Source organism: Picosynechococcus sp. PCC 7002, from assembly GCF_963860125.1.
Taxonomy (GTDB): domain Bacteria; phylum Cyanobacteriota; class Cyanobacteriia; order Cyanobacteriales; family MRBY01; genus MRBY01.
In genome coordinates, this window is record NZ_CAWLFA010000006.1 from 75,621 (window position 1) to 87,756 (window position 12,136).

Genomic DNA, 12,136 nt, shown 5'->3' on the forward strand with positions numbered 1-12,136 from the left:
TTTGAGAAGGTCGAGGAGTTTTACCTCAGGGATAAACGCTGTATTTCATTTTTTTATTACAAAAAAGTATTCATTGCAACAGATAATAATATTTTGAAACGATCCAAGAGTATTCTTTCAACATCACATAGGCCGCAACGCCAGCTAAGCGCTCCACTTCCCGACGAAAATCTTCACCATGGTGCATATTCATCGCATGGGCTGCTTCATGGATAAAAACCTCCAAAGACTCTGGCCCCAAAGGATTCCGCCATAGCTCGTCGTGGTCTAAAGCCAAAGTTAACACATTCTCACTACTCCAATGGGCCACGAATCGCTGCCTGCCCTCAGGGTTCACCGCCACCTTCCCCGTCACTCGCCGCAAGGGGAACGGATAACTATCCAGCAGCTGCTGACAAAACCACACCGCAAAATCCAAACAACGATTTACATGGTCAATCCCTCCCTGGCGCTCGATCCACATCTGCCGGGGATCCTGCTCTAGTAAAGGCTGGGTCGGCGCAAATCCACTGGCCGTTGCTTCGGCAGCCTTTTGTACTTCATCTTTTTGCACCACCTCCCGCGCTGTGGGGACTAATTCCTTGAGCATCTCTCGGAAACCACCACTGGTCTGACTGGTTTTAACAATCTCGACCCCCAACTCCCGGGCATCTTCATCAAATTGTCTGGCCCCTGTCTTCGGCACAGAGCGGGCAATATTTCCCCCAAAAGCCTTGGTGATGATCTGTTGTTTCACTGCCTGGTCACATTTTTTACCGGCATTACCCACCCAGTCCTGGCGCACCGTCTCGGAGTCCATACTTTCTAGCAGGATCGGTAAACAGGCCACATGAAGCTTGAGGGGATAGCCCGTCGCCACGGCATCGCGGTTAGGGTTCATGGGAACCCGCTGTTGGATATTGCAATGGAAAGGGACAGTCCATTCGACTGGAGCTACGGGAATACCCATTTCATAAATCATTGGTATTTCGTCAGCCTGGCTAGGAATTAAATGAATGCTTGTCTTGCGGCGGGGTTTCTTCCAGCTTTGAGCTTGGTAATCGTACACTTCTGTCGTGAGAGGGGTTGCGACGCGATACTGACTCGGGCGAGTCACTAGAGGGATGCCATTGAGCCGGAATTGAATCCCTTCTGGAATTAGAAACTGGCGGAAATAGTGATCCAATTTGAGCTTGGTTTCTGGGGGCCAGGCCATTTGCATTTTTACTAGGGTGCCAGATCGGAAAGTTCCACTGGGATTTTCCTGGGTAACTCGCTCCTGGCCATCATAGAGAAATTCAATCTGCTGACCTTTGCTTTGGACAAGGGCATAATCAGCGACACAGAGGGCTTCCTTAAACCCCCGGCCAAAGCGACCTCGCTTGAGATGGCTATCAGTTTTATGGGTGAGATAAACGACTCGCAAATCGGACAGGCATTCGATGCCGCTGCCATTATCTCGGCACTCAATATAGAATTGGCCCTGATGATAGCCGTAGTTGAGGTTAATTTGGCCAGGCTCTCCCTCAGCAATGGAATCTAAGGCGTTTTGCACTAATTCTTTGACGAGATGTTCGGGGGGGCGAGCGGCATTCATCGCGGCAAAGCCGTCGGTACTAATGGCGAGCCAGCCTTTGGATTGGGTCAGCATTGTCTTTCTTACTTTCCTTAAATCTAAGTGTTTAATAGAGTTAATTCAACCGATGGTTAAATGCCCTGGAATAGTTGGCGGTCTAGGGAAGTGACTCGGTTGTGGGAGGCAGCAAAAGTTGCTGCAGATAAATTTGCAGTTGAGGAAGGGTGAGATTATTGTTAAAGCTTCCTTTATGGGTCAGGGTGATCCTGCCGGTTTCCGAGGAAACCACAACCCCAATACAGCTACTCACTTGTTCTGAAATCCCCAGTGCTGCCAGGTGTCTGGTGCCATAGCGACGGGGTAAAGGCTGACAGGAGAGGGGAAGCAGGGTGGCGGCTGCAATGATTTCTTGGCCGCGAATTTGGGTTGCACCATCATGGAGCGGTGAACTCGGTCTAAAGATACGCACCAAATTATCTTGGGTTAGAGGCAGCTTTAGGGGGACACCAGGTCTGAGGGCATCTTGCTCGGTTAGGGGAATCTGGCGCTCAATAATTAATAAGGCACCAATTTGATACTGGGATAGGTAATTAATAGTCTGGATGAGGGTCTGGATGGTTGGACTGTGGCTTAAAGGCATATTTTCAGGCTTCGGCAAGGTCATCATCGGAAAAATGGATTATTTTTCAAGCTGCTAAGGTTATATCGGCGCTTTTTCTGCCTCTATGCAATTTTTGACGGTTCAGGCAGGATTTCTGTCTTAGGATCTGGGGATCCGAGTAAAGGACTTTGACAAAAAACAAACGGAGTTGCATAAATCTGAGAGAAAAGACGATCTAGTGCCATGGGGTTGTGATCAATGCCGACCCATGTTTACTTTGCTAATTTGAGCTTGTTAGGAACAGGGTTATGGCCACTGAATTAGATCGAGACATTGCTCAGGCGATCGCCTTACTGAATGAAACACCGGAAGAGGCACTCAATTTTTTTAATGACCTCTTACTACAAGGTCATCACCAGGGTCTGGCTTTTTTCTACCGGGGCATTGGCTTATTTTTGACGCGGCGTTATCAGTCTGCCCTCCGGGATTTTGACAACGCTGCCCCATATTTACAGGCATCAGGCCTTCATCGACAACGGATGACTCGGGGTGGTGATCAACTCAATCTTGAGTATTCCTGGGATCAACTCCTGCTCTACCGGGCTTCATGTTTAAAGGGTTTGGGCGATTATCCGGCTTTTTATCAACAGCGAGCCAGCTACCATTGGCAGGCTGCTTTACAGGATCTTTCGGCAGCGATTCACGGAGATCCCACCAGTGCACAGTGGCTTTATGAACGAGCGATTGTCTACCATGCCCAAGAACGTAATGCTGATGCCATTCGGGATCTCACCAAGGCGATCGCCCTCCGACCTGATTTTGTGGCTGCCCTGACGAAGCGGGCGGCACTCTATGCTCACCAGGGAGATTATGCAACGGCTCGCCGCGATTATCGTCAAGTATTGGTCTATGAGCCTAAATCCGCCAACATCCAGAAAAAATTGGCGGAAATTGAACAATTAGATCCGCTTCACTCACTAGAGACCCCTAGAGTGAGTTTACAGGCACCAACAACCGCCAGGGGAATTGGCCCGATTCCCTTTGAAATCTATGTTTCACCGCAATTACTCCGACAGCAAGATAATTCCTTACAGGGGAAATCGAACGGCTATCACACGAACTGAAGCGGTATGACAGAGGGGCGATCGCCGAATTGAGTCAAAGAAATTTTCCTCATTTTGCATAAATTTTTTTGGACTGACGATATTACAGTACACCGAGCGTTTTGGAGGTCTTTTACCGGCTTATATTCTCTTACTCCCCTAACCCTTAGTTATCCTAAAAACTATGTTCTCCTCCACTGCCAACACTTACTAATTACCCGACGCGATGGACGACCACACCCTCTGCACCCTCATTCTCAACATTTACCACTGCCATGCCACCAACCAACCCTATGACAACGTCGCAGAAACCCTTGCTTTTGGCCTTGATCAAATCCCCCGACTTAAAGCCTATTTAGGCTCTGGCTACTCACGCTATTACGACCTGGCATTGCCAATGACCATGAAGGATGTCCAAAAAAATATCACCCGATTTTTTACAGACAAGGCCCAGGTCAAGTTCAGCCAACGGCAGCTTGATCATCCAACTGATGTAGCAATCGTTTCCAAAGCTTTCATAAACTGGGTTTCGATGATCCTCAAGCGAGATTGCCAGGATGAAAAACGTAAACTAGATCGTCGCCGTGCGTCGGGCAAAGGATTTCAAGGCTCTATTAGTCTTGGTACGCCTATTGGTGAAGGGCAAACCCTCGAAGACTTTATTCCCGCTGATACAAATCCTATGCATAATCTCATCGACGCTGAGACCATCCGCGAAAACCAACGGAAACATCAGGAAATTTTGGCCTTATTACCGGAGAAATTAGCCTGTGCTTCCAAAAAATATTCCCAATGTAATTGCTATGAGATCTTTGTCCGACAAAATCTTCGCGAGCCTAAACAAACCTTCAAAGAAATTGCCCTAGAGCTTGGCATTTCCCAGGGAACAATCACTGGTCACTGGCACCGTAAATGCAAACCTCTCTTTGACGAACTTCGTCAACATTATTGTTAACCCCCTTATTTTTATGAATACGCCTCTTTTAGATGCCACCACTGGCCTTACTGTCACTTTTAAACCGGAACAACAATATCTAGCACGTCGTTATGCGGCCCAACAGCTAAGTGAAGCTCAAGCAGAGTCTGTTTATTTGGGTAGCCTGGCTCGTACTGCAGTTCAAGATTTTCTCTCCGAGCTGCATATCGCCACGGAGCTGAGTACCAGCAACAGTGACCATCCTCTCCTGCGCCAACTCAACCCCACGTTTGATTTAGAGTTACCTGATTTTGGCCCTCTCATCTGTATTCCCGTACAAGATAAGGATCTAGCGGAGGGCGATCGCCTGCCGTTACCCTTCCAGGCGGTACCGGCCCTTGGTTATGTGGTGGTTCTGTTTTCTGGTGAAACGACTTCCTGTCGGCTCTATGGTTATCTGCCAGCCGCAGCTCTCCCTGAAGATGCCACTGATTTTTCTCTCAGCCAACTCCAGGACATCAGCCAACTCCAGGACGATCTTTATGGCCTAGAGGAATATCTAGAAATTTTGCCGGAGTTGATGGCGACAGAGGTCTTTGTTTCACCAGCAGAGGCGATTGTGATGCTGGAACGCCTTAAGGATTTACCCTTACGGCAACGGAAAGCGGCATTACTCCAGGCCTATCCCCAACTGGATGAAAAGGCAAATCATTTCCTCGCCCAACTAAACACCCTCTGGGGTGATTTTGTCGCTCTAGGGGATTGGTTAAAGGATCAATGGCAGGGGACTTGGGCTAATCTCCAGGATGAGTTCGCTACCCTGATGTACCCAGATCTTAACCTCAGTCTTGCGGGCCAAACGCGCTCTACCAGCGCCCCTGTGCATCAATCCCTCTGTCATGGCATCAGCGTGCTGTCCTTAGGGGGTCAAGATTTGCGGGTGGTGATCCGTTGTCTCCCTAAGGACGAAAACTCCGTGGATATTGCCATTGAAGTCTATCCCCAAGAAGGAGCAGAAGCGCTCCCTGTGGGTCTTAGCCTCCGCTTGCTCGATGATACTGATGCGGTCTTATATGAGGAACGAGTGGATGAAGGCGATCGCCAATTGAGTCTTGATCTAGAGGGGGAAGTCGGCGAAGGGTTCCTCCTAGAATTTTCCTTTGGCAATACCTTGGTTCAAAAATACGTCCAGATTTAGGACCCTGGGGAGGTGGCGCGATGCTGCCTCCCGGTCACCTTTCCCACAGAAAAAACCATGACCCAGATTCGTATTTTAGAAGTCTTCCGTTATAACGGTGGCTTGGTTTTCGATGATCCAGAAAAGGGCCTCGATAAGGAAGCTTTTGTCGCCGGAATTGACGATATGCTCGAAACCCTGATGACGATCAAAGGGATTACAGAACGGTTTAAACTCACTTTTTCACCCCAACCCTTTCCAGGTTATGAGTTGTCCTTACAGTGGCAACGGCCAGAATTCGAGGGCAACTGGTATTACTGTCCTGAACTAGAGACAGAAGGGTGGCTTTGTCCGGCTCTCTACCATTATTTCGAAACGGCACCCCAGGCCCTCTATGTCCGGGTTGATCCCCTCGCCTAATCACCTCTTTTTTCGGGTTATCCCCTCCCATTCATTCAAAATCTTGTTACAGGAGTCAGCGCCATTATGTCCAAAACAGAGTACGAACAAAACCTAGATGCCAACCTGGATGAGTGGAATATTGATGAGTTGTCTGAGTACCTAGAAGAGAACTGCGAAGAGGAAGAGCTAGAGCTGATCTTCAGGGCGATTGACTTACTCCAGGATTGTCTCCTCAATTCCTTTGAGTTTAAGTCGGAGATTCACCTCAACAAAACGATGTTAAGGCTGAGCCAAAAGGAAATCCACGACATCTTTCAGTTCATTTTTAATGACCTGGAGCCACCGGCGGAAACGGTCGAAGCAATCAATGCAGCAGTGGCAAAAGAATTATCAGAGATGCCGCCGGATGTGGAGATTGAGGCGGTACAACAGTGGCTCAGGCTCAAGCTGGCAGTTGTTTTTGAGGTTTTCCGAGTGCCATTTATCTTGCAGGATTTTGAAGCAGGGAGGATCAAATCACCAGAAGACTGGGCAGAGATTCAGGATAACTTGGCCTATGAGTATTCTGGAAATGTCGGGCAAAATAGACGGGAAATTATAGAAAGAGTAATTCATCACTACCAGGAAGCCTTAACGGTTTATACAAAGGAAGCCTTTCCAGAGCAATGGTCAGAAGCACAGAATAATCTAGCTGGTGTCTATATAGAGCGGATAAATGGGGATAGAAAAGAAAATCTAGAACTGGCTATCTTCCACTGTGAAAAAGCCTTAATGATCTATACAAAAAAAACCTATCTAGAACAACAAGCAAAAGCGCAGAATAAACTGGCTTTTATTTATATAAACCAAATAGAAAGAGAAAAAAGTAAGAATATTGAACGAGCTATAGATTATTGTCAAGAAGCCTTAATAATTTACACAAAAAAACTCTATCCTGAACAATGGACGGAAGCACAAAATAATCTGGCTAATGCCTACTTACAGAGGATAGAAGGGGAGAGGAAAGAGAACCTAGAACATGCTATTTATCACTACAAAATAGCCTTAACAGGCTATGTAAGAGATATCTTTCCAGAGCAATGGGCAGAGGTGCAAAATAATCTAGCTAGCATCTATAAAGACCGAATAGAGGGGGACAGAAAAGAAAACCTAGAGATGGCTATCTTCCACTGTGAAGAAGCTTTAAAAGTTTATGTAAGAGATATCTTTCCAGAGCAATGGGCAGAGGTACAAAATAATCTAGCTAGCATCTATAAGGACCGAATAGAGGGGGACAGAAAAGAAAACCTAGAGATGGCTATCTTCCACTGTAAAGAAGCTTTAAAAGTTTATGTAAGAGATATCTTTCCAGAACAATGGGCAATAACACTAATTAATTTAGGACTCGCTTACATGGAACGAATTAATGGAGAAATACAACAAAACAAACAATATTCTATTTATTGCTATGAACAAGCTTTAGAGGTGATTAAAAGGAAAACTCATCCTAGGACATGGTCGGACATACAGTATTGTTTGGCAAATGTTTATTCAGAGTATCACACTGCTATTTACTACTGTCATAGAGCATTGAGAGAGCAGACAATAAATACGTATCCATATGATTGTTTGAAAACTAATTCTTTACTAGGTAATTTATATCTAAAACAGAAAAAATGGCAAGCTGCAATTGAAGTCTATCAAAGGACGATTGAGTGTATTGAACTACTCACTATGTGGGCAACCGATGATGACTATAAACAACAAATTATTACTGAAAATATTGAAGTCTATGACAACATTATCCAAGCCTGCGTTGCCCTGGGGAAATATGATGAGGCAATTACCTACGCTGAGCGGGGCCGTAGTCGTCGCCTGGTGGATCTAATTGCCAGTAATGATCTCTATGCCGATGCAGAAATCCCTCCAGAAATTCAGGACTACCTCGCCCGTTACGAAGCCATAGAAAAACAACTCCATGACCTGCGTCAAGAAGATGATTCCCAGGGGAGCATGGAAAGACGATTCAGTCGCTTCCAGGAAACTAACCTCAGCTCAGAGGCAAGGGAAGAAAAACTAGAACAAATCCAAGCCCTAGCAGCAGAGAAACAAACCCTCTGGCGGGAAATTCGCCGCGCTGACCCTGTGATCGCCCAACAAATCCAGGTGGAGGCGATTTCCTTTGCGGAGATTGCTGCCTTGTTGCCAGGCCCAGAGAGTGCCATCCTCAGCATCTGCAATACCGGCGCCGAAACCCATATTTTTGTCATCCGCTATCTCGCAGCAACCCCAAAAAAATCAGGTCTATTTTCCCGGTTCCAGCAACCGAAGCAAGCCAAGCCGATAGTAACTCTCCACAGTTGTCTAGAGCTGACCTACGGCAAGCTGGAGGAACTCCTGACCGAACAGTGGTTAATCCCCTACCAGGAAAATAATCCCCAATGGCGGGCTAATCTGGGACACAACCTACAAAACATTGCCCAAGCCCTAAACCTAGAGCAACTGGTTCAAGACCACCTACAAGGCATTAAGGAGCTAATCATCATTCCTTCAACCTGGGGCCTCCATCATATTCCCTTTGCCGCCCTGCCCCTCGGTGATGCCCAAACGACGGCGACCAGCAGCTCCCCAGATGCTGCCCGCATTAAGCTCAAGGAAAAAACCAAGATAAAAACAATCCAGAGCATCATCCACGAGACCTACATGGGGGATCAGTTCCAAATCCGGGTGCTACCCAGTTGCCAGATCCTCAAATATTGCCATGACCGTCCTAAGCCCGAGAAAATCACCTATGGCATCGTCGAAAATGCCAGTGATGACCTGAAATTTACCCACATTGAAGCCCAACGGCTCAGAGAATTAGAAACAGTCCTGCCTGAAAATTACCTTAGGGGCAGAGCAGAAGTTACCGTTAAAAACTATCAGGCTTTGCTAAAACGAGTCGAGAATATCCATTCTGCCCACCATGCCGAGTCAAACCTCAGTAATCCCCGCGAATCGGCCCTGAAATTAGGCGATGGCAACTTTAGCCTGGGCAGTCTAATGCTAAAACGCTACCCAAATCTCAACCATGTGTTCCTCTCCTGCTGCGAAACCAACCTGGGTAAACCAGAGCTAACCGATGATTTGCTGACCTTGGGGACGGGTTTTCTCTGTGCGGGTGCAAGAACGGTGATTTCCTCTCTCTGGGCGGTAGATGACCTCGCAACAGCAATTTTCACTAGCTACTACTCCGAAGCCCTCAAAGAAACCCAAAAACCGGCGATCGCCCTACAACAAGCTCAACAGCGTCTTAGAAATGCGACTATTGCCGACCTGTGTCGTGACTTTCCGGAGCTGGCCCACCAGATCAACATAGGGAACCCCAACCAACGACCCTATATCGATCCCTTTTATTGGGCCGGTTTCATCTGCCAAGGCAGCTAAGCCATCATTGGTTTGGCTCTATCAGAGAAGTTTGTAAAGTTTTATTAAATTATTACCACTTCAATGCCCTTAAACAGACGATGCCATAATCCACGACTTTCCGTCACAGTGACGTAGCAACGCCAGATTAGCTGATATAAATCTCTCCTAGGGGGCTTTTCCTTTCCCTGAGAAGATCCTGTAGAATTAGAGAAATTTAAAAAAGATGAGGGTCAGCGGAATTCTGCTTCCACCGACCCATCGAAAAACTTTTTCCAGGGATTTTCGATGGGTATATTCTAGCAGCTTTTTTGCTGATTCTCCAACCCCCCCATCTGGAGAATAAAAAAATGACTGCTTTTGCCATGATTACCGCCGATAGTGACTGCCTCCTTAACCAAGTCAGTCGCTGCGCCGCTACCCTCTACAACTGGCTTCTACGCAAACGTCCCGCCGGTACAACCTTTGAAGTAGACCTCGATACTTTCCGCCACTGGACTGGCAAATTCCGCAAGAAACCCTATTGCTTTAAGTGGATTCGCCAGGCCGTGACCGAACTCGCAGACATTGGTCTCGTCGATATTCAGCGCCAGTACAACAGCAAAATCTACAAACTCGCCGCTTATCGTCCCGGGAATAAAACTTCCCAAATCGAGAACAAAACTTCCCAGTTTGGGAATAAAACTTCCCAAAAACGCGCCTCAAACCCTGATGCTGCCGTACCCTCTTATATAGATACTAAAGATTCAACAGATCAAGCCTGTTCTGCTGTTCAATTAAAATTTTCTTTTTTGAATTCTCAGGCTACTGATGTACTGGAACAGAAAACTCAGTCTAGCCAAGGGAAAAATGTTAAAAACCATGAAGCTGGAAATGCAGTAACTGGTGAAACCCACAAGTTAGATCAAGAAAAAGAAAAAGCGGCGGGCCAAAGTGTAGAATCAACAAGAAACATCGATGGAGATGATGGTGGGCTGATATCTGGGGAACAAGTAATTAATCCACAGGAAGTGGCTGAAACCATGACTGGGAAAAAGACTGGGGCTGTTGGGTTTGCCAGAGAATTGAGGCAAAAAGAGAAAGAGAAAGATAAGCGACCTCCAGTTCAGGAAGCTGGGAACGTTACAACTCAAGCCATTGAGGAAAAGCAATCGCAGACGGAAGAAGCGGATGTGGTGGTGAATTCCCAAGCCAAGACTCATTTGGAGCGGCTTGATGATTTAGGGATTGTGTTGAATCCTGCTCTGGTGCGGTTAGTGAAGACAACGGCAGCAGAAATCATCGAAGGAGCCATTTCAACCTATCAGCGGTATCGTCGTGACCACTATGTGAAAAATCCAGCGGGCTTTTTTGTCTATGCGGTAAAGAATGCGGTGGCCAATAATCACACAAGTGAAAGGGCAAATTTCTTTTATTGGTTTGAAGCGATGAAGAAATTGGGGCGTTTGGGCTACTACGAAGAGGTGGATGGGGATTATCTGGTGCGGGATGGTATTCATCTGGTGTCCTGGCAGGTGCTAGTGAAACGAGGCTGGACTTGTGACTATTTGCAAAAACGACTGCGGCGCTAACTTGGCTCGTACTCTCGGTAAAGTAGGGATTTACAACGATCTTTGAAATCTGCTTTGCAGATCTCAAACACCAATCACACCACAAAAACCATGGCGATTACTATTTCACTACCCGATGAGCTTGCGGAACAATCCATCGCTCTTGCGCTCCGCCTCGACCTTTCCCTTGAGGCTTTGGCGGTGATGGCTCTTGAAGAAATCCTGGATAAGCATCGACGCCAGTCTCCGGCAGATTTAGAGCTGGCGCAGAAAATGAAAATTGCCCAACGTGGAATTGAGAAATATCAGCAAGCCTTAATTGAGTTATCCCAATGAAAGAACCGATTTGGTTAAGTGCCGCAGATATTTATGGCATCCATCAAGCAGTGATTGCAGCATCAGGTGGACAGCCCGGTATTTTAGCGGCGGGATCCATTACAGCCAGTCTGTATAAAGCGAAAAATGCCTTCTACTATTCCCAGACTCAAGATCTGCGGGATTTAGCAGCAGTGTATGCCTATGCTTTTACCAAAAATCATTGTTTTGTCGAAGCGAATGAGCGAGTGGCCTTGATTGTTGTCTACACGTTTTTAGCGATTAATGGTGTTGAATTAAATGCACCACCGGCAGAGGCTGCTAAGCTGTTTCGGGAAATATCTATGGGCCAGGCTCCTCAGGTTACAGAAATCGAAAAGATATCTCGCTGGTTAAAACGTCATACCTAGTTCAAAGCCTGGAGATTGGTTGTGCTGGTTGGTTACCCATAACGTTATGGGTAATCGCGCTAATGATTTATGTTCGGAGCCTAAAGCCTCTCAAGCTTGGATTATTTCTCTCTTTCGCAATCTTCAAAAAAAATTTAGCGACTTTATCCGAATCTGGAACGCCCCTTGCTCTTAGGGGTTGAAGCATTCAATTTTTTCTATGTCGCACTCAATTTACTTTAAGCCCACTCGTTTAGCAGCAACCCTCAGTATTCCCATCAGTTTGTTGTTGTTGCGATGGGGACAACCACTTTGGGCGATGATTCCCCTGAGTGTTTATACCATCCTGTTTATTCCCAAAGGATTACAGGCTTTTCAGCGATTACAAGCCCGGTCTAAATTCCTTGCGACTCTGGCTGGATTGGCAATGCTGGGTTTCTGTACTAGTTCCCCTGTCCTAGCAATTGAATATTCTTTTCTGTTGCAAGCTACCCAAACAGCGATGGAAACTTGTATTTTCAGTCAAATTGCGGGTTTAACGGTACTGTCAGGCCTAATCTTTACAGCGATTCGAGGCAGTGTTGTCCTCGGTTTAGCCTTTGTTGCCTTTGAGGCATGGCAGGAAAAACGGAAACAGCAGGATTCCTCGGAGCAGATTAAAACCATCGTTTACGCAATTGTTTCCATTGTCGTGGTGGGGGCAATTGAACCGCTCATCATGGGCAGTGGCTGTGGGGGTTAGGC

Annotated in this window: 11 protein-coding genes; 9 read left to right on the forward strand and 2 right to left on the reverse strand. The window is 46.7% G+C overall.

Annotated elements, in window-relative coordinates; genetic code table 11:
• Positions 1 to 70: 70 nt before the first annotated feature.
• Positions 71 to 1,630: an ATP-binding protein gene (locus AACQ84_RS15265; RefSeq protein ID WP_012308608.1), complete on the reverse strand. Its 1,560-nt coding sequence runs from the start codon at positions 1,628 to 1,630 to the stop codon at positions 71 to 73.
• Positions 1,631 to 1,712: 82 nt separating this feature from the next.
• A complete protein-coding gene (locus tag AACQ84_RS15270) occupies positions 1,713 to 2,222 on the reverse strand; it encodes a DNA integrity scanning protein DisA nucleotide-binding domain protein (RefSeq protein WP_012308609.1) in 510 nt (169 codons plus the stop codon).
• Positions 2,223 to 2,464: 242 nt separating this feature from the next.
• On the opposite strand from AACQ84_RS15270, the gene AACQ84_RS15275 reads away from it, so the two are divergent.
• From AACQ84_RS15275 to AACQ84_RS15315, 9 genes are all read left to right on the forward strand, one after another.
• Entirely contained in the window at positions 2,465 to 3,280 is an 816-nt protein-coding gene (locus AACQ84_RS15275; protein ID WP_012308610.1) for a tetratricopeptide repeat protein, read from the forward strand.
• Positions 3,281 to 3,485: 205 nt separating this feature from the next.
• Positions 3,486 to 4,214, forward strand: coding sequence for a sigma-70 family RNA polymerase sigma factor (locus tag AACQ84_RS15280; protein ID WP_012308611.1), 729 nt, complete (start codon positions 3,486 to 3,488; stop codon positions 4,212 to 4,214).
• A gap of 13 nt (positions 4,215 to 4,227) precedes the next feature.
• A complete protein-coding gene (locus AACQ84_RS15285; protein WP_012308612.1) occupies positions 4,228 to 5,373 on the forward strand; it encodes a DUF1822 family protein in 1,146 nt (381 codons plus the stop codon).
• A 57-nt stretch (positions 5,374 to 5,430) separates the two neighbouring features.
• A complete protein-coding gene (locus AACQ84_RS15290) occupies positions 5,431 to 5,772 on the forward strand; it encodes a DUF6717 family protein (protein ID WP_012308613.1) in 342 nt (113 codons plus the stop codon).
• Positions 5,773 to 7,467: 1,695 nt separating this feature from the next.
• On the forward strand, positions 7,468 to 9,159 hold the full coding sequence (locus tag AACQ84_RS15295) for a CHAT domain-containing protein (RefSeq protein ID WP_238986481.1): 1,692 nt from the start codon (positions 7,468 to 7,470) through the stop codon (positions 9,157 to 9,159).
• A 329-nt stretch (positions 9,160 to 9,488) separates the two neighbouring features.
• On the forward strand, positions 9,489 to 10,709 hold the full coding sequence (locus AACQ84_RS15300) for a hypothetical protein (RefSeq protein ID WP_012308615.1): 1,221 nt from the start codon (positions 9,489 to 9,491) through the stop codon (positions 10,707 to 10,709).
• Positions 10,710 to 10,799: 90 nt separating this feature from the next.
• The gene (locus tag AACQ84_RS15305) at positions 10,800 to 11,024 is read left to right on the forward strand and encodes a histidine kinase (RefSeq protein ID WP_143589474.1); all 225 of its coding nucleotides are present in this window, start codon (positions 10,800 to 10,802) and stop codon (positions 11,022 to 11,024) included.
• Complete coding sequence (locus tag AACQ84_RS15310; protein ID WP_012308617.1) at positions 11,021 to 11,413, forward strand: type II toxin-antitoxin system death-on-curing family toxin; 393 nt, start codon at positions 11,021 to 11,023, stop codon at positions 11,411 to 11,413. Before AACQ84_RS15305 ends, AACQ84_RS15310 begins: the two co-directional genes overlap by 4 nt.
• Before the next feature lie 199 nt (positions 11,414 to 11,612).
• The gene (locus tag AACQ84_RS15315) at positions 11,613 to 12,134 is read left to right on the forward strand and encodes a hypothetical protein (RefSeq protein ID WP_012308618.1); all 522 of its coding nucleotides are present in this window, start codon (positions 11,613 to 11,615) and stop codon (positions 12,132 to 12,134) included.
• Positions 12,135 to 12,136 lie beyond the last annotated feature (2 nt).